The organism is Streptomyces sp. NPDC048370 (assembly GCF_043200825.1).
In the GTDB taxonomy this organism is placed as follows: Bacteria; Actinomycetota; Actinomycetes; order Streptomycetales; family Streptomycetaceae; genus Streptomyces.
In genome coordinates this window covers 80,452-102,513 of sequence record NZ_JBICYI010000015.1, presented here as the reverse complement: position 1 = coordinate 102,513, position 22,062 = coordinate 80,452, and the positions used below count along the sequence as shown (strand labels likewise).

General features: G+C 73.5%; 15 protein-coding genes and 1 pseudogene. 3 read left to right on the top strand and 13 right to left on the bottom strand.

Translation table 11 applies throughout. The annotated features are described in order from the left end of the window. Positions 1–97: 97 nt before the first annotated feature. The 6 genes from ACGFYP_RS28105 to ACGFYP_RS28080 all read right to left on the bottom strand — a co-directional run bounded on the left by ACGFYP_RS28105 (position 98) and on the right by ACGFYP_RS28080 (position 11,146). Positions 98–1,804: a DUF885 domain-containing protein gene (locus ACGFYP_RS28105; protein ID WP_393499108.1), complete on the bottom strand. Its 1,707-nt coding sequence runs from the start codon at positions 1,802–1,804 to the stop codon at positions 98–100. 386 nt (positions 1,805–2,190) lie between these two features. Further along, positions 2,191–3,609, bottom strand: coding sequence for a GNAT family N-acetyltransferase (locus tag ACGFYP_RS28100; RefSeq protein ID WP_393499105.1), 1,419 nt, complete (start codon positions 3,607–3,609; stop codon positions 2,191–2,193). 76 nt (positions 3,610–3,685) lie between these two features. Further along, positions 3,686–6,394 carry a DUF6493 family protein gene (locus ACGFYP_RS28095; protein WP_393499102.1) on the bottom strand — a complete coding sequence of 903 codons (2,709 nt, stop codon included), beginning with the start codon at positions 6,392–6,394 and terminating at the stop codon, positions 3,686–3,688. Continuing rightward, complete coding sequence (locus ACGFYP_RS28090; protein WP_393499099.1) at positions 6,391–7,836, bottom strand: SWIM zinc finger family protein; 1,446 nt, start codon at positions 7,834–7,836, stop codon at positions 6,391–6,393. Before ACGFYP_RS28090 ends, ACGFYP_RS28095 begins: the two co-directional genes overlap by 4 nt. Before the next feature lie 137 nt (positions 7,837–7,973). Further along, entirely contained in the window at positions 7,974–9,581 is a 1,608-nt protein-coding gene (locus ACGFYP_RS28085) for an alkaline phosphatase D family protein (protein ID WP_393499096.1), read from the bottom strand. A 101-nt stretch (positions 9,582–9,682) separates the two neighbouring features. After that, positions 9,683–11,146 carry a PLP-dependent aminotransferase family protein gene (locus tag ACGFYP_RS28080; protein WP_393499093.1) on the bottom strand — a complete coding sequence of 488 codons (1,464 nt, stop codon included), beginning with the start codon at positions 11,144–11,146 and terminating at the stop codon, positions 9,683–9,685. Between the two features lie 197 nt (positions 11,147–11,343). On the opposite strand from ACGFYP_RS28080, the pseudogene ACGFYP_RS28075 reads away from it, so the two are divergent. Further along, positions 11,344–11,829, top strand: a pseudogene (locus ACGFYP_RS28075) (EamA family transporter); the annotation flags it as partial. Positions 11,830–12,303: 474 nt separating this feature from the next. On the opposite strand, the gene ACGFYP_RS28070 reads toward ACGFYP_RS28075, so the two are convergent. Beyond that, on the bottom strand, positions 12,304–13,134 hold the full coding sequence (locus ACGFYP_RS28070; protein ID WP_393499090.1) for an alpha/beta fold hydrolase: 831 nt from the start codon (positions 13,132–13,134) through the stop codon (positions 12,304–12,306). A gap of 115 nt (positions 13,135–13,249) precedes the next feature. Between ACGFYP_RS28070 and ACGFYP_RS28065 the strand changes: the two genes are divergently transcribed. Beyond that, entirely contained in the window at positions 13,250–14,149 is a 900-nt protein-coding gene (locus ACGFYP_RS28065) for an RNA polymerase sigma-70 factor (RefSeq protein WP_393499087.1), read from the top strand. 243 nt (positions 14,150–14,392) lie between these two features. Beyond that, a complete protein-coding gene (locus ACGFYP_RS28060; RefSeq protein WP_393499084.1) occupies positions 14,393–15,133 on the top strand; it encodes a GntR family transcriptional regulator in 741 nt (246 codons plus the stop codon). A gap of 123 nt (positions 15,134–15,256) precedes the next feature. Here ACGFYP_RS28060 and ACGFYP_RS28055 read toward each other — a convergent pair whose 3' ends face one another. The 6 genes from ACGFYP_RS28055 to ACGFYP_RS28030 form a co-directional block, all read right to left on the bottom strand. After that, entirely contained in the window at positions 15,257–16,414 is a 1,158-nt protein-coding gene (locus ACGFYP_RS28055; RefSeq protein ID WP_361957345.1) for an ROK family transcriptional regulator, read from the bottom strand. 91 nt (positions 16,415–16,505) lie between these two features. Then, on the bottom strand, positions 16,506–17,090 hold the full coding sequence (mug, locus tag ACGFYP_RS28050) for a G/U mismatch-specific DNA glycosylase (protein WP_393499343.1): 585 nt from the start codon (positions 17,088–17,090) through the stop codon (positions 16,506–16,508). Further along, complete coding sequence (gene purB / locus ACGFYP_RS28045) at positions 17,087–18,529, bottom strand: adenylosuccinate lyase (RefSeq protein ID WP_361957348.1); 1,443 nt, start codon at positions 18,527–18,529, stop codon at positions 17,087–17,089. Before purB ends, mug begins: the two co-directional genes overlap by 4 nt. Positions 18,530–18,652: 123 nt before the next feature. Next, positions 18,653–19,432 carry an SGNH/GDSL hydrolase family protein gene (locus ACGFYP_RS28040; RefSeq protein ID WP_393499340.1) on the bottom strand — a complete coding sequence of 260 codons (780 nt, stop codon included), beginning with the start codon at positions 19,430–19,432 and terminating at the stop codon, positions 18,653–18,655. 159 nt (positions 19,433–19,591) lie between these two features. Continuing rightward, positions 19,592–20,608, bottom strand: a complete 1,017-nt coding sequence (locus ACGFYP_RS28035; RefSeq protein WP_393499080.1) for a hemolysin family protein — start codon at positions 20,606–20,608, stop codon at positions 19,592–19,594. Beyond that, entirely contained in the window at positions 20,605–21,945 is a 1,341-nt protein-coding gene (locus ACGFYP_RS28030) for a hemolysin family protein (protein WP_393499077.1), read from the bottom strand. The genes ACGFYP_RS28035 and ACGFYP_RS28030 overlap by 4 nt, the downstream gene beginning before the upstream one ends. Positions 21,946–22,062: the final 117 nt, after the last annotated feature.

Genomic DNA, 22,062 nt, shown 5'->3' with positions numbered 1-22,062 from the left:
ATGACGGAGATGGTGCAGGGGAATCCCCGGGTGATCAAGCGATCCCCGGGGATTTCTCACCGTCCGGAACGCGCGCCGGGCGGGATGTCCCGCCTGGTCAGAGCCGCGAGATCTCCTCCACGAGGTCGTCGAGGCCCAGCGGGCCCTGCGAGAGCGCCGCCATGTGCCACGCCTTCGCGTCGAAGGCGTCACCGTGCGCGGCCCGCGCGTTCTCGCGGCCGAGCAGCCAGGCCCGCTCGCCCAGCTTGTAGCCGATCGCCTGCCCCGGCATCGAAAGGTAGCGGGTCATCTCGCTCTCGACGAAGGCCGGCGGCCGGCTGCTGTGCCGCTGGAAGAACTCCTGCGCCAGCTCGGGGGTCCACTGCTCGCCCGGGTGGAACGGCGAGTCCGCCGGGATCTCCAGGCGCAGGTGCATGCCGATGTCGACGATCACCCGGCAGGCCCGCATCATCTGCGCGTCCAGGTAGCCGAGGCGCCGCTCGGCGTCGGGCAGGAAGCCCAGCTCGTCCATGAGCCGCTCCGCGTAGAGCGCCCAGCCCTCCGCGTTGGCGCTGACCCCGCCGATCGTCGCCTGGTAGCGGGAGAGCTGGTCGGCGACGTGCACCCACTGGGCGATCTGCAGGTGATGGCCCGGCACGCCCTCGTGGTACCAGGTCGACACCAGGTCGTACACCGGGAAGCGGGTCTGGCCGTCGACCGGCAGCCAGGTGCGGCCCGGCCGGGAGAAGTCCTCCGAGGGGCCGGTGTAGTACGGCGCGGCGGCGCCGCCCGGCGGGGCGATGTGCGACTCCACCTTCCGTACCCGCTCGGCGAGTTCGAAGTGGGTGCCGTCCAGCGCCTCGATCGCCTCGTCCATCAGGCCCTGCAGCCAGACCCGTACCTCCTCGACACCTTCGATGTGGGTGCCGTGGACGTCGAGGTGGGCGAGCGCCTCCCACGGGCCGGAGCCCGGCAGGATGCGGTCCGCCTCGGTGCGCATCTCGCCGAGGAGACGGTGGTACTCGGACCAGCCGTACGCGTACGCCTGGTCGAGGTCCAGGTCGGTGCCGTTGAAATACCGCGACCAGCGCCGGTACCGTTCGCGGCCCACCGTGTCGGGCGCGCCCGCGACGGCGGGGGCGTACACGTCGCGCATCCAGTCCCGCAGGGCGACGACCGCCCCGGTGGCGCCCCGGGCCGCAGAGGCCAGCTCCGTACGCAGCTCGGGGCTGAGGGACTCCGGCCCCGTGGCCGCGAACTCCTCGAACCAGCCCCGGCCCTCGGCGTCGTCCCCGCCGGCCCACTCCGTCAGCTGACCGATGAAGGTGGTGGTCGCCCTGGGCCCGCCCAGGAGCTTGCGCTCCAGGCCGAGGGCGAGGGAGTCGCGGTAGCCGTCGAGCGCCGCCGGCACCCCGCGCAGCCGCCGGGCGACGGCCTCCCAGTCCTCCTCGGTCTCGGTCGGCGCCACGGTGAACACCATCCGCACGCTGTGCGCGGGGGACCGCATGTTGCTGACCGCGCAGAGGCCCTCGTCGGCCTCGTGGACGGCGAGTTCGGCCGTCAGCCGCTCCCGCAGCAGCCGGGCGCAGCGCCGTTCGGCGTCGGTGTCCGCGCCCGGGAGCCGCTCGGCCTCGTCGAGCCGCGCGAGGGTGCGGCGGGCGAGTTCGGCCACCGCCTCCTGACCGGCCGGCGAGAAGTCGGGGAGGAGGCCGGCGCTCGCTTCGACTCCCAGGTATGTACCGGTGATCGGGTCGAGTTCGATGAGTGCGTCGACGTAGCTGTCGGCGACCTGGCGGGGCAGCGGGCTGCTGGAAGTCTCTGGCATGGGGGTCATCCTCGTGCCTCCACGGTCCTCTCGTCATCCTCAATCGATCTCATGAGGCTGACAAATGAGCGCCCGGATCGAGAGCCCGCGGGCCTCCGGCGAGAAGGTCCGCCGGAGGTCTACGCGGGTCACCTCGCGCATGCGCTCGACGGACGGGCCGAACAGTTCGCGCCGGTACGGGCACGTCCTGACCTGCCGCCGAGCAAACGGCCCCAGGCCGAGTTTGGCCGGATCCCGTCGTCGGCGGTTCCCCGGCGGGCCCGGACCCGCACGCCCACCTCGACGGTGAGGTGGCGGAGCGCGACCCGGGCGCCGTCGCCCGGGAGGCGGAGAAGGGGCAGGTTGGCCGGGTGGGGTACGACGGATTCGGCCACCTGCCCCTGTCGTCAGCGTTCGCCCAGCGGCAGCCGGGGGCGCGTGGGTGCCGGTACGCCGGCGAGGCGGGCGGTGATGACGAGGGTGCCCTCCTCGATCTGGTAGTCGAGCGGGAGGTTGAGGGCCCGCATGGCGGCAACCATGCCGGTGTTGGACGACTGCGTCACGGCGTAGACGCTCTCGCAGCCGGCCTCGACGGCCATCGCGACCAGCCGGCCGAGGAGTTCGGCGCCGATGCCCCGGCGCTGCCAGTCGTCCTCGACCATCAGGGCGACCTCCGTCTCGTCGCCGTCCCAGAGCAGATGGCCGAGAGCGACCAGTCGGCCGGAGGCCGTCTGTACGGCGAGGGTGCGGCCGAAGCGGGGGCTGAGGAGGTGGTCGAGGTAGCGGTCCGCGTCACCGACCGGGCCGTGGTAACGCAGGGCGAGCGTCCGGGGGGAGCAGCGGTCGTGCATCGCGCGCGCGGCGACGAGGTCGCGCTGGTCGGCGCGGCGGACGGTGATCTCGTTGCCCTCGGGCAGGGTGAGGACGTCCTGGCTGCGCGGGATGCGCGGTCCGAGGCGGGCGTCCAGCTCGACGAGCGCCCGGGCTCGGGCGAACTCGGTCGGGGTGAACGGCAGATGGGGCCGCTCGATGGTGAGCACGCCGCCGTGCGGGTCGCGCAGACGGATCACCGTCTCCTCCAGGACGCCCTCGACGGGGGCGGTCTCGCCGGTCGGGCGGCCGCTCAGGGAGACGGCGGGCAGGGACTGGATCCGGCAGCGGCCGAGGAGCTGGCGCAGGGCGAGCGGGAGTTCGGCCGCGTCGAGCGCGGTCCGGGTTGCGAGGCCGAGGAGGCGGGTGGGGGTGTCCACCAGATCGTGGGCGTCGGCGCGCTCGATCCAGGTGTTCCGGCCGCCGGCCGCGGCGATCTCCCGGGTGAGCTCGTTCGCCTGGAGGCCGGCGGGGGCGCGCAGCAGGAACTCGTCGACGGTGCCCTCGGCGAGCGGGTGGGTCTGCAGGGTCAGGATGTCGACTCCGTGGCGGGCGAGCGCCGTGCACAGCGCGGCGAGGCTGCCCGGGGTGTCGCGGACCGTGGTCCGCATCCGCCAGAGGGACGTCTCGACGGAGCCGCCCGACGCGCTGCCGGTCGCGCCCTCGTCCGCGCGGGTGTCGGTGGCCGGCGGCAGCGGGGTGGACCCGCTGCCGCCGGGATCACCGGCGGGAGGAGCATGGCTGTGGCGCCTGGCCCACCAGGTGTGGAAGGTGGCCGTGGCGATCAGCGCGATCGCGGAGAAGACGAGCATGTAGGGGCCCTCGGCGCCGCGGACGACGGTCTTGGCGATCGTGTCGGCCACAACCACGGCCGTGAAGAGGGCGGCGAGCTCGATCAGGTCCCGCCGCCAGTGGTGGGGGCGGCGGGCGGTCTTCGCGGATGTCACATCGGTCATGACCTCACTGTGACCCAGCGGTGTTGCGTGATCACGAACGCTTTGTGACTGACGGGTTAAGCGCTGATCTGGGGGTTTACTGGTCGATTTCGGCCGGTTGTGTCATGTCCTGACCGGCCTCCGGGGCGTGTCCTTCCGAACCGGCCCGGAGCGCCCTCCTCAGCCGCCCGGCCTGGACGACGAGCTGCGAGGAACCACGCCGGTCCGCCACCGCGTCGAGCCCCGGTATCTCCCCGCAGGACCCGGACCGCTCCACGCAGTCCGCCGCGACGGCGAGCAGCTCACCGAGCCCGCGCACCGGCTTCTCGGCGGCGAGCAACGCGGGCAGCAGGGGTGCGAGGACGGCGCCGGTCGTGCCGTACGCCCCGGTGGCCGCTGCCGTACGGGCCGCGTCCGCGAGCCGGTTGGGCTTGACCGTGCCCTCCTCGACGAGACCGGCCAGCGAAGCACCCAGCTTGCCCAGATCCAGATCGCCCCGCGCGGCAAGGACGAGCAGCGCGTCCACGGCGGTCAGCCGGTCCTCCGCGTGCCGGCAGCCGAGCGCGAGGGCCAGCGCGAGGTGGGTCGCCCCGCCGACCGGCCCGTCCGCCTCGGCGAGCGCCGTCAGACCCCAGGTGACTCCGCGCTCGTCCCACTCCACCCCGCCGACGAGGACGGGCAGCAGCCAGGCCGCCAGGGCCTCCCGGTCGTCCGGCACGACGGCCGCCCAGTGCTCCCGTTCTGCGAACCAGCGATGGCACCGGTTCTCGGCCTGGACTTCGGTACCGCCGAGCCAGCGGAACGCGGGCGGGAACTCGTCCCGTACGGCCCGGCGCTCACGGATCTTCAGGACGATCCGCTCGGCGAGCGAGCCGGTGCCGCCCTTCGTCTCCTGGCCCCGGGTGCGGATCCGTAGACCCGGGGCGAGGGAGGCGTCCGCCGTCAGCCAGTCCGCCAGCCGCTCCCCGGCCCGGGTGCCCAGGGCGGAGGCGTCGGCCGCCGCCTCATCGGCCGACGGGTCGCTCTTACGGACCCGCAGCAGGGCCTGCGCGAAGTCGGTCGGGGCCGGGTCGATGCCCGCGTCCCGGTAGGCGCGCAACCGCTCCACAAGCACGGACGGCTCGATCGCCCCCGTGTGCCAGGTGGGGGTGGCGAGCAGGAACGGCAGCCTGTCCGTACCGATGAGGGCCGCCGTCTCCCACAGACGGGCGTCCAGCACCGAGTCCAGGGCGCCGTGGACACAGGGGGAGGGGGCGTGGCCGCGCACGCGGGCGTTCTGGAGGCGGGACTGCCGCACCCGACCCATCACCGCCGCCGTCACCACGTCCACGCCGTACGTGCCGCGGGCGAAGGCGTCCCGTCCGTACCCTTCGTCGCTCGCCCACCAGGCGTCCGCGAACGCCTCGGTCAGGGCGGCCGTCAACTCCTCGCGGTGCAGATGCGCATGGCGTACGAGCCCGTCGAGGACACGTTCGAACTCCTCCGACGGAGCCTTGGAGCGGCCCTTGGAGACCGTCACCAGATCCGCGACCAGCTCCGCGACCGTGGCGGCCGGGCCCGCCACCCGCCTCCGCTCCGGCACGGGCGGCAGCGTCTCCTCGTACGGAAGGTCCTCCGCGAGCTCCGAGGCGCCGAACAGCTCCTCGGCCGCCTGCCGGTGCGCGGGGCTCAACGCGGCGGCGGCACCGGCCAGTTCCTCCCGCACCTGCCCGTCCACCTTCGGCAGGTACCGACCGACGAGCTTGAGCGCCCGCTCCTGGATCCCGGTGTCCTCGTGACCGAACGCGTCCGCGACGACCGGCAGCAGCTCGGCCGCCGCGCCCGAATCCTTTCGCAACTCCCTCGTGAGCAACGTCAGTTGTGCCCGCACGAGCTTCTTCTCCGTACGGAACAGCACCTGGGCGGACATCTCCGCCAGCTCAGGCGTCGACAGCTCGCCCTCGGCGGCGAGTCCGGCCAGAACCTCCTGCGCGTACGCGGCGACCGGCGACGGCGCGTCGGCGGCCATCCCGATCCAGTCCGCCGTCCGGCCGCGCCGCTCCTCGGGCGTCGGATCGAGGAGCTGGAGCAGCGTCAGTGGGAACCGCAGGTCCCGGGGGCGGCCTCCGCGCAGCAGCCGCGCCACACAGCCGTCCACGAGGGACGCCCGGTCGAGCACGCCCTCCGCGGTGAGCGTCGCGAGCGCCGTCGGCCAGTGCGTGGGTGCTTCGGGACCGACGGCCCAGGTCAACTGGTTCGGGGTCTCGATCATGTCCAGGATCCGGGGCACCAGAACCGGCGTGTGCGGGTCGGCACGCAGGTCCTCCACGAGCCGCCGCCCGGTCATCGCGGCCGTCCACCCCACGAGGTAGCCGTCCGTCGTCGGCGCGGCGCAGCCCGAGCGGTCGACAAGCCCACGCACGAGTCCGTACTCGTTCTCGGCGACCGTCGGCCGCTCGGCGAGCCGCTGCGCCACGTCGGCCAGCCACGCGGTGTCCCGGTCGACCAGCACCTCCAGGACCTGCGAGGTCGTCGCCCGGCCCCAGTCGGAGAAGTCACGGCCACCGATCCAGGCGGCGGCGGCCGCCGCGCCCGTGTGGCAGCCCGCCCCCGCGACCCGCAGCGCCCGCTGGATCGGTAGCTGCTCGCCCCAGCGCTCCCAGCCCCAGCCGCGGACCTCGGTCCGCAGCGACTTGAGCTCCGCGAGGGCCGTCTTCCGCGCGCCGTGCCCCAGCTCCTTCAGCAGCCCGGGCACAGCCTCGAACCTCCCCTCCCGCACGGCGGCCAGCAGGCTCTTCACCAGGATCTCCTCGGTCACATCGCTCATCGCGCACCTCCGGCGACCACGGAGCCGTTCGCGTTCCCGTCCGCGACGCCGTCCGCGTTCCCCGCCCCGGCGCCGTCCGTGAGCGCGGCCACCGCGCCGCGCCGGGCCATCCGCACCGCGAGCGCGTGCTTGCACGGCCCCCGGCGACCCCGGTAGTCCGCCCACCACTGGCAGGTGCAGCTCAGCGCCCCGCCCGACTCCCGCACCTGGTAGCGGCGTTCGCCCGAGGCCACCGTCGCGAGCTCCCCGTCGAGGGCCACCGCCCCCTCCGTGACCAGGGCACGCGCCGCCACGAGCCGCGGATTGTGCCGCTCCGCGCGGTCCGCGTCGTACGGCAGCTCCCGGTGGAAGTAGGCCGCGTCGGCCACGTCGTACCCCACCCGCCCGGCGGTGCCGAGCCGGGTCAGCGCCGCCCGCACCCGGCCCACCGGAAGGCCCGACCGCTCGCCGAGCTCGGCCAGGTCGATCTTCGGCTCCCAGGCGAGCAGCACCGAGATCAGCTCGGCGTCCTGCGCGGCCTCCTCCGTCGCCAGGGCCTCCAGGACCCCGCCCTCGCCGGAGAACCCGCGCGCGGAGTCGGGCGAGAGGGTGAGCGTCAGACGCATCCCGGGCAGCGTCACCTCCCAGGCGCTCGCCGCGGCGGCACCGTCCGGCACCGGCCCGTACACCCGCAGCGCCGTCGCGTGGCGGAGCACCCGCTCCAGGGCCACGAGCCGATCCGGCCCCGGAAGGCAGACCGCACCCGCGACGGGCCGGGTCGTCGGCCGCAGGGTCCGCCCCGCCTGGACCACCCAGAGCGGCGCACGCCGACCCGCGCCCTGCGAGCGCGGCAGCGAGCGCAGGAACCGGACCGCCTCAGGCCCCGTCAGCTCCGCCCGCAGATCGAAGCCGGCCGAGGCCACCTGGGCCTCCGCGAAACCGCGCAGCCAGCGGTCCGGCAGCGGAACCTTCTTCTCCACGACCGCGCCCGCGAGCGTCGTCACGGCCAGCTCCTCAGGACCGACCCGCAGATGCAGCGGATCGCTCCCCGTCATCCGGGACAGGGCCTCGCGCAGCGGGTTGTTGACGTCGACGTTCGTCGTGCCGTGGCCGGTCTCGGCGCCGTCGAGGCCCTCGCTGAGGACGTCGAGCCGGGCGTACACCCCGCCGCAGCCGGAGAACGACTCGAACCGCAGACGATCGCCGTTCCCCGTCACGACCGGGTCGAGCGACCCCGGCCGTATCCGCTGGTAATAGCGGGCCGCCGCCACGTCCGCCACCGCGAGGAGACCCCGGGCGGCGATCTGCGGGGAGGTCAGGAACCCACTGAAGAACCGGGGATGGGCCTCGGCCCCGGAGGGCGTCAGGCCCCCGGAGGTCTCCAGACCGAGGAGCCGCCCGTCCCCGGAGGAGCGCAGGGCGGACGGGCGTGAGTAGGCGAGCGCCTGTACGGATCGCGTCATGGGAAGGACGCTAGGACCCACCACTGACAATCGCCCCCGGCCACCTCCGGAGGCACCGCGAGCCTTGCCGCCGACCACCTCCGGAGGGACCCGCGCGACCTCGCTACCGACCACCCCGGAGGTTCCACGAGGCCTTGCTACTGGCCGACCCGCCCCGGCTGGAGCACCTTGTTGAACAGAACCGTTCCGCCCTCCGCGCGCAGTCGGACCGTCAACTCCCCGCTCCCGCCGTCGATGTCGACCTCGCCGAAGTACTGCGGCGACTCCATCGGCGACAGGTTCGCCCGCTGGGGCGCCCGTACGAAGACCCGCTCGGGACCGAACGTGGCGTCGAGCGCGTTCGCGGGGAAGCCACCGGCGGCCAGCGGCCCGGAGACGAACTCCCAGAACGGCGCGAAGTCCTGGAACGCGGCGCGCTCCGGCGCGTAGTGCTGCGCCGAGGTGTAGTGCACGTCGGCGGTCAGCCACAGCGTGCCCGTGATCCGACGGTGCTTGATGAACCGCAGCAGCTCCGCGATCTGCAGCTCCCGGCCGAGCGGCGCGCCCGGATCGCCCTGGGCGATCGCCTCGATGTTCGTCGCGCCGTCGGGGACGACGAGACCCAGCGGCATGTCCGCCGCGAGCACCTTCCACACCGCGCGCGAACGGCTCAGCTCCCGCTTGAGCCAGGCCAGCTGCTCCGCGCCGAGGATGCCGTCGGTGTCGTCGGCCTGCCGACCGGGGGAGTTGGCGTTCCGGTACGAGCGCATGTCCAGGACGAAGACGTCGAGCAGCGGTCCGTAGCGCACCGCCCGGTGCATCCGGCCCTCGGTGGAGACGCCGTCACCGCGCGCGTGGAGGGTCGACACGGGGAAGTACTCGGCGAAGGCGCGGGAGGCGCGCGCGGCGAGGACGTCCACGTTCTTCTCGGTGTAGCGGACGTCGTCCAGGATCTGGCCGGGGTACCAGTTGTTGCGGACCTCGTGGTCGTCCCACTGCACGATCGAGGGGACCTGCGCGTTGAACGCCCGTACGTTGTGGTCGAGCAGGTTGTACCGGAACTGACCGCGGTACTCGTCCAGGGTCTCGGCGACCTTCGCCTTCTCCGGGGTGGTGACGTTCCGCCAGACCCGGCCGTCCGGCAGCGTGACGCTCGGCTGGAGCGGGCCGTCCGCGTAGATCGTGTCGCCGCTGCAGAGGAAGAAGTCCGGGTTCAGCCGGCGCATCTCCTCGAAGGCGCGGAAGCCGCCGATGTCGGGGTTGATGCCCCAGCCCTGCCCGGCGATGTCGCCCGACCAGAGGAAGCGCACCCCGTCCCTCCGCCGCGCCGGAGCGGTACGGAACGTGCCGACGACCCTTTCGCCCGTACGGCGCGGGTCGTCCGGGTCCGCGAGCGTGACCCGGTAGTGGATCTGCTCGCCCGCCGGCAGGCCGCGCAGCGCCGTCGTCCCCGTGAAGTCGCTGCCGGGGCCGAGCAGCGGCCCGTAGTGGCGGTGCGTACGGCGGAACGATTCGCTCGCCGAGGTCTCCACGATCATCCGGGCCGGCCGGTCCGAACGGGCCCACACGAGACCCGACGAAGCCGTGACGTCGCCCGTCTGCACGCCCCAGGCGGCCCGGGGCCGGCCCGACAGCGCGAGCGCGGGGGCGGCGGAGCCGACGACGCCGCCGAGGGTGAGCGCGGCCGACGCGGCGAGCGAGCCGCGCAGCACGCTGCGGCGGGCGGGGGACGGGCCCGAGGACCGGCCGGGGACGGAGCTGGACATCGAAGGGCCTCCAAGTGGGGTGCGGAGTGGGTGCGTTGTGCCGCCCCATGCCTAACGGCCGGGAGCGGCGCGCACACGAACCCGGGGTGAACACCCCGGAGTCACCCCCCGTTCGGGCCAGACGCACCCTGCGCTGAGCCGGACCCGGAGCCGGACCCGGAGGCCGCGCCGCACGCCTCCGCCGCCAGGCGCACTCCGCGCCCGATCTCGGACGGCGTCAGATGGGCGTAGCCGAGGACAAGGCGGACCGCGCCGTCCGTCGGGCGGGCCGTGCCGAACTCCTCCAGCGGGCGCAGAGCCACCCCCGCCCCCGCCGCGCGTTCCACGAACCGCGCCGGGGGGCCGTAACGCTCCGGCACGCGCGCGATGATGTGCAGACCCGCCGCGATGCCACTCACCGAGGTGCCGGGGAAGGACTCCGCGAGCGCCGCCACCAGGGCGTCCCGCCGCTCCCGGTACGCCCGCTGGCAGCGGCGCAGCTGCCGGTCGTACGCACCGTGCGTCACGAACTCGGCGAGCAGCGCCTGGTCCAGGGACGGATTCCCGAGGTCCATCGTCCGCTTGCGCTCCACGACCTCCGCGAGCAGCTCCCGCGGTACGAGCATCCAGCCGAGCCGCAACCCGGGGGCCAGCGACTTGCTCACCGACCCGGCGTAGACGACCCGCTCGGGATCGAGGCCCTGGAGGGCGCCGACCGGGGCCCGGTCGTAGCGGAAGTCGCCGTCGTAGTCGTCCTCCAGGACGTACCCGTCCACCGCCCGCGCCCAGTCGAGCAGCGCGGCACGGCGCGCCGCCGAGTACGCGATACCGGTCGGGAACTGATGGGAGGGCGTCGCCACCACCGTCCGTACCCCCGAGGCCGCGAGCGGACCGGGCAGCAGCCCTTCCTCGTCCACCGGCAGCCACGTCGTGTCGAGGCCGGTGGAGGCGAAGAGCCGCCCGTGCTCCGGGCTGCCGGGGTCCTCGATCCCGACGGTCCGCATCCCCCGCGCCCGCAGCACGAAGCCGAGCAGCGTCGACGCCTGGGCGACCCCCGAACACACCACCAGGCGTTCCGGATCGGCCACCGCGCCGCGCCGCCGTGCCAGCATCCCGGCGAGCGCCGTCCGCAGCTCCGGAAGCCCGCGCGGATCCGGGTAGCCGAGCGTCCGGTGGGGCATCGCGGACAGCACAGACCGCTGGGTCGACGCCCAGGCCGCGCGCGGGAAGAGCGCGAGGTCGGGAGTGCCGGGGCGGAAGTCCACCTGGACGCCCGGCGGGCGCGGCGCCGCGTCCCGTACCGTCCGGTCCGTGGCCGCCCGTACCGCCTCCCCGACCCACGTGCCCGAACCGCGGTCGCTGCGCAGGTACCCCTCGGCGGTCAGCTGCTCGTACGCCTCCGTCACCAGGCCGCGCGAGACCCCGAGATCGGCGGCCAGTTCACGGCTCGACGGCAGCCGGGTCCCGGCCGTCAGCCGCCCGGTGCGGACCGCCTCCCGCAGCGCCTCCTGAAGCGCCCGGCCGCGCCGCCTGGCCGGTGCGGCGGCCGCCGGGAGCAGCAGCTCCCAGGCCGGTGTGGGGTGCATGCGCGGGCTCCCTCCCTGGTCACTCGGCTCGGCACAGCGCGGTGGAGAGTACCTTCTTCGCGGCCGTCGCCGCCTCGCCGTTCATCGTCGGACCGGTGTCGACGGACAGGGTGATCTACCGCGTGCCGTCCGCCGAGGTGAACCTGAAGCTCTGGTCGGGGTGGCAGCCCCCACGCCCCGAAGGGGCACCCCGACCCATGGAACGTGCGAAGTGGTCCCCGAAAACGTGGGGAGAGTGGTCCTTAAACCGGACCGGCCCGCTTCCTAGCGTCGGGGGCATGAACGCGAACTCCCTGCGAGGAGCCCTCCTCGTGACCGTCGCCTACGCACTCGTGGGCGCCTCCTTCACCGCCAACAGCCTTCTGGGGGACTATCCGTACGCGGGCGGCCAGGCCCTGCGCTACGGCGCCGCGTGTCTGCTCCTGCTGCCCCTGCTCGGCGCCGGCGGGCTCGCGCCGCTGCGGGTGCTGGGAGCCCGCGGTTGGATCCGGCTGGCCGTGCTCGCCGCCGTCGGCATGGTCGGCTTCAACCTCGCGGTCCTCGCCGCGGAACGGACCGCCGAACCCGCCGTCCCCGGCGTCCTCGTCGGCTGCGCCCCGGTGGTCGTGGCCGTGCTCGTGCCGCTCCTGGAGGGACGCAAGCCCTCCCGGCCGGTGCTCTACGGCGCGCTGCTCGTCGCCGCCGGGGCCTTCACCGTCCAGGGGTGGGGACGTACCGACCTGGCCGGCCTCTCCTACTCCGTAGGAGCACTGGCGGGTGAGGTCGGCTTCACCGTTCTCGCCGTCCCGGTCCTGCGCCCGCTCGGGCCGAAGCTCCTGACGGCGGCCGTCTGCGGGATCGCCGCCGTCGAGTCGGCGCTGCTCGGACCGGTCGTCGACGGCGGGGCGTTCCTGCGGACCCCGACGGCCGTGGAGACGGGCGCCCTGGTGTGGCAGGCCGTCCTCGCCACGGTCGTCGGGTTCGTGCTCTTCTACATGGGCGTCCAGCGGATCGGCATGGAGCGGGCCACCCTCTTCACCGGCGCGATCCCGGTCGCCGCGGCCCTGACCGCGGCGATGGTCGCGACCGGCGGCTTCGGCCTCCCGCAGGCCGTCGGCAGCCTCCTCGTCGGTGCGGGCGCGGCCCTCGGGACGGGCCTCTTCACGCGCCGGAACCCATCAGCGGCTGCCGTCGAGGATCACCCGCGCGACGAGAGCCGGATCGTCGCTCATGGGGACGTGCCCGCAGCCGGGCAGCCGTACGAGCCGGGCCCCGGGGACGGCGCGCTTGGCCCGGACGCCCTGGCGGCGAAGGAGCAGCCGGTCCTGCGTACCCCAGGCGACGGTCACGGGCACGGCGGGGACGTCGTCGCCGAACAGCACGGTCCGGCCGGCCTCCAGGGTCTCGCGGAAACCGGTGGCCTCCCGCAGCGCGAGCGTCTCGGCGACCACCGCCTCGGGTGAACGGCGCCCGGGGCGCGCGTAGATGGTGCTCGTCAGCGCCGTCCGCCCTGCGGCGCTGCGGGACAGCCGCTCGATCAGCGGCACCGGCATCGACAGCGCGGCCGCCCGCATCGCGCGCAGGGTCCCGAAGGCGTACCGGCGCTCGCCCTCCGACCAGAAACCGGCCGGGGAGAGCGCGGTGACCGATCGCACCAGCTTCTCCCGGCCGAGCGCCAGGGCGAGCAGCCCGCCCAGCGAGTTGCCCGCCACGTGCGGCCGTTCGATCCCGAGGGCCGTGCAGAAGGCGCCGAGGACCGGAACGACCGTCGAGAGGTCGTAGTCGCAGCCGTCCGGCAGCGCGGGGGAGGTCCCGAAGCCCGGCAGGTCGACGGCGACGACGTCGCGTTCGGTGGCGAGGATGTCGAGCACCGGCTCCCAGGCCTGCCAGTGGTGGCCGATGCCGTGCAGCAGCAGGAGCGGCTCGCCCGCGCCCCTGCGCTCGTACGTCACGGAGGACGTGCGCGGACCCCCGGGGGTCTCGAACGTGAACGAGATCTGTGCGGACATACGCGCGCTCCTTGACTTAGACACCCTGTCAGCAAGAATTACCGCTCAGTAGGTACGAGTTCAAGGGCCCGGACGGAACTGGACAGGGCGCGGCCCGGTCGGCTGGGATGGGGGAGTGGTGACCGACACGCTGACCGACGTCTTCCAGGAACACCGGCCCATGCTCCACGGCGTGGCCTATCGCATGCTCGGCCGGGCCGCCGACGCCGAGGACGTGGTCCAGGAGGCCTGGCTTCGCTGGTCCGCCGCCGACCGTGACGACGTCCTCGCGCCCCGCGCCTATCTCGTACGGATCACCACCCGGCTCGCCCTCGACCGGCTGCGCCAGGTACAGGCGCGCCGCGAGTCCTACGTCGGACCCTGGCTGCCCGAGCCCGTCCTCACCGACTACGGGCCGGCCGCCCCCGACACCGCCGAGCAGGCCATGCTCGCCGACTCCGTCTCCCTCGCCGTCCTCGTCGTCCTCGAATCCCTCTCGCCGCTGGAGCGCGCGGTCTTCGTGCTCAGGGAGGCCTTCGGCTTCCCCTACGGCGAGATCGCCACCGCGCTCGACCGCTCCGAGGCCGCCGTCCGCCAGCTCGCGGGCCGCGCGCGCCGCCATGTCGACGAGGGCAGGCCCCGCTACGACGTCGACCCGGCCGAACGCCGCGACCTCACCGAGCGGTTCCTCGCGGCGGCGGCCGGCGGCGACCTCGACGGACTCCTGGCCCTGCTCGCGCCGGACGTACGGCTCGTCGGCGACAGCGGCGGCAAGTCCAAGGCGCCGCTGCGGGTCATCGACAGCGCGGACAAGGTCGGCCGCTTCCTGCTCGCCGTCTCCCAGGGCGCCGAGTCGGCCTTCGAGTTCCGCTTCACGGAGGTCAACGGCGGGCCCGGACTGCTCGTCCTCGCCGAAGGGAAGCCGGACTCCGTCTTCCAGATCGAGGTGCGCGACGGACGCATCCAGTGCGTGTACATCGTGCGCAACCCCGACAAGCTCCACGCCGTCGCGCCCGACCGACCGGATTCCGCTTGAGCGATACGGCAAAGTGCCCCGCCTCCGACCGGAGGCGGGGCACTTTGCTGCGCAGGGCACACATCGGTGCGAACGTCCTGTGAACGATCTACGCCAGAGGGCCGCATTCGGGGGCATCCGGGCCAGGATTGGTCTTGACCAAGGGGGTGTGCCGCCTTATGGTCGCAGTGTTAGTGCAGGAACCTTTAATAAACAAGGGCGCGGAAAACCGCCGCGGGACACGGCGAATTGCGGAGGATCAGGGTGGGGACCACGCAGCTGGAATCGGTGCCGGAGCCGAAGTACTGGCACCTCAAGACCGTGATCGGCGAGGCGCTCGACTCCGACTTCGCGGTCGGTGAGATCCTGCCCAACGAGCGGGAACTGGCCGCGCGCTTCGGCGTCGCCCGGGCCACGCTCCGCCAGGCCCTGGAGCAGCTGGAGCTGGAGGGCCGCCTGCAGCGCCGCCGAGGTGTCGGCACGACCGTCGCCCCGCCGCGCGTGGGCGTCGACGTCTCCACGACCCAGCACGTCTGGCCCGGCGTCTCCGAGGAGACCTGGCAGTCCATGGACTCCGCCCGAGACACGGCCCCTGCCGCCGTCGCGCGGGTCCTGGAACTCGCCCCCGACGAGCAGGTCCACATCGTGCGCCGCCTGCGCGTCACCCACGGCCAGCCCGTCGCCGCCGAGCTGCTGTACGTGCCGTCCGGCTCGGTCCCCGAGCTGACCGCGATCGACACCCCGACTGGCCCCGCCCGCGCCCGCAGCGTCCTGCGTGAACTCCAGCGCCTCGCCCTCGACGGCCAGGACCGCTCCGTGGAGCTCGGCTCGGCCCGCGCGGACGACGCCAAGGAGCTGGACCGCCTCCCGGGCGCCCCGGTCCTCGTCGTCACGACCCGCTACCTCTCCGAGGGCCGCACGGCCGCGGTCTCCGTCGCCACGTACCGCGCCGACACCTGCCGCCTGACCTTCGGCGACTCGGGCGACCTGGTGATGGCGTCCTGACGGACCCGACACCGGAACACCCGTAACTCGATCGAGCCCGGGTGGTGCTGCCACGGCAGCACCACCCGGGCTCGTTGCGTCGACGTCTCCCGTCAGCGCCCCCGCGCCGGCGCCCCCGCCCCCTCAGCGGCGGGCCGTGGCCGTGCCCTCCACCGCGAAGAGCTGTTCCTCCACGTGGTCGAGGGCCAGGCGCAGCGCGCCCGTGCCGACCGCCGCCTCGCCCAGCATCGACAGGACCACGCGCGGCGGGCGCAGGCAGAAGCGGGCCAGTTCGTCGCGCAGGGGCTGGAGGACGCCGTCCAGGCCCGCCGCCCAGCCGCCGATCACCACCAGCTCCGGGTCGAGCGCGAGGACCAGCGCCGCGACGTCGTGGACCAGGCGCTGCGTGAAGCGCTCCACGGCGGCCTCCGCGCGCGCGTCGCCCCCGCGCGCCAGCGCGAAGACCTCCGCCACCGCCTGCTCGTCCAGCGGATGGAGCGGTTCGTCCGTGGTCGAGAGCAGGTGCTCGGGGGTGACCCCGCGGCCGAGGAGGTGCAGCGCGCCGATCTCGCCGGCGGCGCCGCCGTACCCGCGGTGCAGACGCCCCCCGATCAGGGACCCCGCGCCCGGGCTCAGCCCGGCCAGGACGAAGACGATGTCGTCGGAGTCGGTCGCCGCGCCCTTCCAGTGCTCCGCGACCGCCGCCGCGTTCGCGTCGTTCTCCACGAGCACCGGGCACTTGAAGGACCGCCGCAGGCGTTCCCCGAGCGCCAGGCCCGTCCAGCCGGGCAGCGCCGTACCGAGCCGCACCGTGCCGTCCGCCTCGACGATCCCGGGCGTGCCGACACCGACCGCCCGCAGGTTCGACCGGGGGACCCCGGTCCTGCGCAGCACGTCCGCGACGACCGTTCGGACCCGCTCGAGGCGCTCGTCCTCCGGAGCGGTCTCCGAGACCTCGCGGGAACCCGCGCCGATGATCCGGCCGTCCAGGCCGGAGAGCAGCGCGGCGACCCGGTGCGGGCCGATCTCGATGCCCAGCAGATGCCCGGCCTCCGCCCGGAAGCGGAACCTCCGGGCCGGTCGGCCCTGCCGCCTCGCCTCGCCCTCCTCGGGCGCGACCTCGACGACGAGACCCCCGACGATGAGCCCCTCGACGACGCCCTCGACGGTCGGCCGGGAAAGACCCGTGATCCGGGTCAGGTCCGTGAGCGTGAGCGCGTCGGCGCCCCGCAGAGCATGGAGTACCACCGCGGAATTGATCCGCCGCAGCAGCGACGGATCCCCGCCGGTCAGCCGCCCCACCGTGTGTCCTCCCAGCTCGTGCACATGTGTGCCGGATGTTACTCAATGGACAGGAGTGCGGCGAGGCCCGCCCGGCACCGGGGTGCCCGGGTCATCGAGGTGAGGCCGCCGACGGGTCCTGGCGCCGGTCCGGCACCCCCGCCTCCTCGCGCAGCCGCGCGAACTCCTCCGCCATCGTGTCCAGGGTCCAATGCGCGTTCAGGCCACTGGGGTTGGGCAGCGCCCAGATCCTCGTCGCGCCGATCGTGCGCTCCTGCGGACCGACGACCGCGCGCCGCTCGCCGAACGCCGTCCGGTACGCAGTGATCCCGACCACCGCCAGCCAGCGCGGCCGCAGCCGCTCCACCCGGCCGGTCAGCAGCCGGCCGCCCTCCCGGAACTCCTCGTCGCTCAGCTCGTCGGCCCGCGCCGTCGCCCGCGCGACCACGTTCGTGATGCCGAGACCGTACGCGAGCAGCTCGTCCTGCTCCGCCGGCTTCAGCAACCGGGGTGTGAAGCCGGACCGTTCGAGCACCGGCCAGAAGCGGTTGCCCGGGCGCGCGAAGTGGTGACCCGTCGCCGCCGACATCAGACCGGGGTTGATCCCGCAGAAGAGGACCGAAAGGCCGCCCGCGGCCACGTCGGGGATGACGCGGTCGCGGGCGGCCTGCAGCTCCTGCGGGGTGAACCGGGTCAGAGGATCGACCCGGGGGCGTATCCGGCGGCCTCGGGGTGCTGCTTGACGATCTCGTCGATCCGGGAGACCACGGCGGCGACCTGGTCGGCGGCTGCGCCGGTGAAGGACAGCTTGTCCGCCATCAGCGCGTCGAGCTGCGCGCGGTCGAGCGGGATCCGCTCGTCGGCGGCCAGCTTGTCGAGGAGCTCGTTGCGCTCGGCGCCCTGCTCGCGCATGGCGAGGGCGGAGGCGACGGCGTTCTCCTTGATGGCCTCGTGGGCGATCTCGCGGCCGACGCCGGCGCGGACGGCGCCCATCAGGACCTTCGTGGTGGCCAGGAACGGCAGGTACCGGTCCAGCTCGCGGGCGACGACGGCCGGGAACGCGCCGAACTCGTCGAGCACGGTCAGGAAGGTCTCCAGGAGGCCGTCCAGGGCGAAGAACGCGTCCGGCAGCGCGACCCGGCGGACCACCGAGCACGACACGTCGCCCTCGTTCCACTGGTCGCCCGCCAGCTCGCCGGTCATCGACGCGTACCCGCGCAGGATGACCATGAGGCCGTTGACGCGCTCGCAGGAGCGGGTGTTCATCTTGTGCGGCATCGCGGACGAGCCGACCTGACCCGGCTTGAAGCCCTCGGTGACCAGCTCGTGGCCGGCCATCAGCCGGATGGTCTTGGCCACCGAGGACGGCGCGGCGGCCAGCTGGACGAGCGCGGTGACCACGTCGTAGTCGAGCGAGCGCGGGTAGACCTGGCCGACCGAGGTGAAGGCGTGCGCGAAGCCGAGGTGACCGGCGATCCGGTTCTCGAGCTCGGCCAGCTTCCCGGCGTCGCCGCCGAGCAGGTCGAGCATGTCCTGGGCGGTGCCGACCGGGCCCTTGATGCCGCGCAGCGGGTAGCGGGCGAGCAGCTCCTCCAGACGGCCGTACGCGACGAGGAGCTCGTCGGCGGCGGTCGCGAAGCGCTTGCCGAGGGTGGTGGCCTGGGCGGCGACGTTGTGCGAGCGGCCGGCCATGACGAGCTCGGCGTACTCGCCCGACAGCTTGCCGAGACGGGCGAGGACGGCGACCGTGCGGTCGCGCATCAGCTCGAGCGAGAGCCGGATCTGCAGCTGCTCGACGTTCTCGGTGAGGTCGCGCGAGGTCATGCCCTTGTGGACGTGCTCGTGACCGGCGAGGGCGTTGAACTCCTCGATCCGGGCCTTCACGTCGTGCCGGGTGACCTTCTCGCGCTCGGCGATGGAGCCGAGGTCGACCTGGTCGAGCACGCGCTCGTAGTCGGCGAGGGCGGCGTCCGGAACCTCGATCCCGAGGTCCTTCTGGGCACGCAGGACGGCGAGCCACAGCCGGCGCTCCAGCTTCACCTTCTGCTCGGGGGACCAGAGGACGGCGAGCTCCGCGGAGGCGTAGCGGCCGGCCAGGACGTTGGGGATACGGGGCTTCGCAGTCACAGCAGTCACGTGGACAGATTCTACTGGCGGTTTCTGCAGGCCAGCGCCACGGCCGCCTTTGTCTCTTACTACGAGACGCCCGTCACGCGCACATGGCGCCGAGCCACGCGCGCGTGGGGCGTCACGGCCGGGTCAGGCCGTCGGCGGCTCGTACGGGAGCAGGTCCGGGCGCTTCGCCGGGCGGCCGTCGCCCGAGGAGCGGCCGGTCAGACGGCGGCCGATCCACGGACCGAGGTGCTCCCTGGCGAACCGGGCGTCGCCGACGCGGCGGGCGAGCCAGGCCGGGGGCACCGTCGGCGGCAGTGGCGTCCGCCAGTCCGCCTCCGGGGGCAGGCCCAGAGCCTGCCACACGGCCTCGGCCACCCGCCGGTGTCCCTCGTCGGTGAGGTGGAGCCGGTCGACGTCCCACATGCGCGGGTCACCGAGCGAGGGCGCCCCGTACAGGTCGACCACCAGGGCGCCGTGGCGGGCGGCGAGCTCGTCGACGTACCCGAAGAGCTCCTCCATGCGCGGCCGGAAGCGCTCCATGACGGGGCCGTTGCGGCCCGGGCTGCGCATCAGGACCAGCTGCCCGCAGGAGGGCGCCAGGGTCTCGACGGCCTCGGTGAGCAGGCCCCGTACCCGACCCATGTCGCACTTCGGCCGCAGCGTGTCGTTCAGGCCGCCGACCAGGGTCACCACGTCCGCCTTCATCGCGGCGGCCAGGGGCACCTGCTGCTCGACGATCTGACCGATGAGCTTGCCGCGTACCGCGAGGTTCGCGTACCGGAAGTCGGGGGAGCGGGTGGCCAGTCGGGCCGCGAGGATGTCCGCCCATCCCCGGTACGTACCGTCGGGCAGTCGGTCCGACATGCCCTCGGTGAAACTGTCTCCGACGGCGACAAGACTGGTGTAGGTGGCATTCATCTCCATGGCGGAAGAGATCATACCGCGCGGTATGCGGAGGCTCCGCAGGAGCTGAGATCCGAAGCCGCGGTCCGAATTCCAGGTCTGAGGACGGAACGGGACGACGAGAGCCCCGGAGCGCACAGCGCGCCCCGGGGCTCTCGTCCTCACGACTCCTTGCGTCTCCTACGTCGCCGGTCGTCCCACCAGCTCCCGCAGCACGTCCTCCATCGTGACGAGACCGGCCAGCTTGCCGTCCTCGTCCAGGACCGCCGCCAGGTGCGTACGGCTACGGCGCATCGCCGTCAGGACGTCGTCCATGGGCGTCGCCGCCCGGACGCGGGCGATCGGCCGCATCGCCGAGACCGGGAAGGGCAGGTCCCTCGGCGTCACGTCCAGGGCGTCCTTCACATGGAGGTAGCCCAGGATGCGGCGGCCCGTGTCGACCACGGGGAAGCGCGAGAAGCCCGACTCGGCGGAGAGCGCCTCCAGCTCCTCCGGCGTCGTCCCGACCGCCGCGTACACGACCTTCTCGACCGGCATGACGACGTCCCGCACCGGTCGGCGACCCAGCTCCAGGGCGTCGTGCAGCCGCTCCGCCGCACGGTCGTCGAGCAGACCGGCGACGCCCGCGTCGGTCACCATCCGGGCCAGCTCGGCGTCCGAGAAGGTGGCCGAGACCTCGTCCTTCACCTCCACCCGCAGCAGCTTCAGGAGCGTGTTGGCGAAGGCGTTGATCGTGAAGATCACCGGGCGCAGCGCCCGGGCGAACGCCACCAGCGGAGGGCCGAGGGCCAGCGCCGAGCGGGTCGGCTCGGCGAGCGCGATGTTCTTCGGGACCATCTCGCCCAGCAGCATGTGCAGATAGGTCGCCACGGCCAGCGCGATCACGAACGAGATCGGGTGCACCAGTCCGTGCGGCACGCCGACCGCGTCGAAGACCGGCTCCAGCAGGTGCGCGATGGCCGGCTCGGCGACGATGCCGAGCACCAGGGTGCACAGCGTGATGCCGAGCTGGGCGGCGGCGAGCAGCGCCGAGACGTGCTCGAGGCCCCAGATGACGCTGCGCGCCCGCCGGTTCCCGGCCTCGGCCTCGGGCTCGATCTGGCTGCGGCGCACGGAGATCAGGGCGAACTCGGCGCCGACGAAGAAGGCGTTCACGACCAGCGTCAGCGCGCCGATCAGCAACTGGATCGCGGTCATCGGCCGGCCTCCTGGGTCGTACCGGACTCCTGGGCGGGCGGCATGTGCATCAGCACCCGCGCCGCCCGGCGGCCCGAGGCGTCCACGACGTCGAGCTGCCAGCCGGCGAGCTCCACGCGGTCGCCCACCGACGGGATCCGCCCCAGTTCGTTGGCGATGACACCGGCCAGCGTCTCGTACGGTCCGTCCGGGACGCGCAGGCCGATGGCCTCCAGCTGGTCGGTGCGGGCGGCGCCGTCGGCGGACCAGAGCTCACGCCCGTCCGCGTCCACGCCCACGCGCGCCAGGTCGGGGGTCTCGTGCGGATCGTGCTCGTCGCGCACCTCGCCGACGACCTCCTCGACGATGTCCTCCAGCGTCGCGACGCCGGCGGTCCCGCCGTACTCGTCGATGACGACGGCCATGGTCTGCTTGCCGGACAGCCGGTCCAGGAGGCGGTCCACGGTCAGCGTCTCCGGGACGAGCAGCGGCTCACGGAGCATGTCGCCGATGCGCCTGCGCGGCCGCTCGTCGGCCGGTATCGCCAGGACGTCCTTGATGTGGGCGATGCCGACGACGGTGTCGAGGTTGCCGTGGTAGACGGGGAAACGGGACAGGCCCGTCGCGCGGGTCGCGTTGGCGACGTCCTCCGCCGTGGCCTGCACCTCAAGGGCGGTGACCTGCACGCGCGGGGTCATCACGTTCTCCGCGGTCAGCTCGGCCAGGTTGAGCGTCCGGACGAACAGCTCGGCGGTGTCCGCCTCAAGGGCGCCCTCCTTGGCGGAGTGACGCGCCAGGGCCACCAGCTCCTGCGGGGAGCGGGCGGAGGCCAGCTCCTCGGTCGGCTCCATGCCGATCCGGCGCAGGATCCTGTTGGCCGTGTTGTTGAGGTGGCTGATCAGCGGCTTGAACGCGGCGGTGAAGACCCGCTGCGGGGTCGCCACCCGTTTGGCGATCGCCAGCGGCGAGGAGATGGCCCAGTTCTTGGGCACCAGCTCGCCGACGACCATCAGGACGACGGTCGACAGGGCGGTGCCGAGGACCAGGGCCACCGAGGAGGCCACGGAGGGGGACAGGCCGAGGCTCTCGAACGGGCCGCGCAGCAGCGCGGCGATCGAGGGCTCGGCGAGCATGCCGACGATCAGGTTGGTGACCGTGATGCCGAGCTGGGCGCCGGAGAGCTGGAAGGTGAGCGACTTGACGGCCTTGAGGGCGCTCGCCGCACCCCGCTCGCCGCGCTCCACGGCCCGTTCGAGCTCGGACCGCTCGACGGTGGTCAGCGAGAACTCGGCCGCGACGAAGGCACCGCACGCGAGCGAGAGCAGGAGCGCCACCACGAGCAGAAGCACTTCGATCATCGGTTCACCTCCGTTCCATGATCAGTCAGGGACGGAGAGATCGCGCGCTTGGTACTGGGAGGCTCGCCCATGGGCGGACGCTCACACCTTTCGATCGTGCTGGGATGGAATGACCAT

Bases quoted from the DNA above. Each gene is read 5' to 3' on its own strand.
- ACGFYP_RS28070 (WP_393499090.1), bottom strand. From the start codon at position 13,134: ATGTCCGCACAGATCTCGTTCACGTTCGAGACCCCCGGGGGTCCGCGC.
- ACGFYP_RS28040 (WP_393499340.1), bottom strand. From the start codon at position 19,432: ATGGAGATGAATGCCACCTACACCAGTCTTGTCGCCGTCGGAGACAGT.
- ACGFYP_RS28100 (WP_393499105.1), bottom strand. From the start codon at position 3,609: ATGACCGATGTGACATCCGCGAAGACCGCCCGCCGCCCCCACCACTGG.
- ACGFYP_RS28030 (WP_393499077.1), bottom strand. From the start codon at position 21,945: ATGATCGAAGTGCTTCTGCTCGTGGTGGCGCTCCTGCTCTCGCTCGCG.
- ACGFYP_RS28085 (WP_393499096.1), bottom strand. From the start codon at position 9,581: ATGTCCAGCTCCGTCCCCGGCCGGTCCTCGGGCCCGTCCCCCGCCCGC.
- ACGFYP_RS28080 (WP_393499093.1), bottom strand. From the start codon at position 11,146: ATGCACCCCACACCGGCCTGGGAGCTGCTGCTCCCGGCGGCCGCCGCA.
- ACGFYP_RS28105 (WP_393499108.1), bottom strand. From the start codon at position 1,804: ATGCCAGAGACTTCCAGCAGCCCGCTGCCCCGCCAGGTCGCCGACAGC.
- ACGFYP_RS28035 (WP_393499080.1), bottom strand. From the start codon at position 20,608: ATGACCGCGATCCAGTTGCTGATCGGCGCGCTGACGCTGGTCGTGAAC.
- ACGFYP_RS28095 (WP_393499102.1), bottom strand. From the start codon at position 6,394: ATGAGCGATGTGACCGAGGAGATCCTGGTGAAGAGCCTGCTGGCCGCC.
- ACGFYP_RS28090 (WP_393499099.1), bottom strand. From the start codon at position 7,836: ATGACGCGATCCGTACAGGCGCTCGCCTACTCACGCCCGTCCGCCCTG.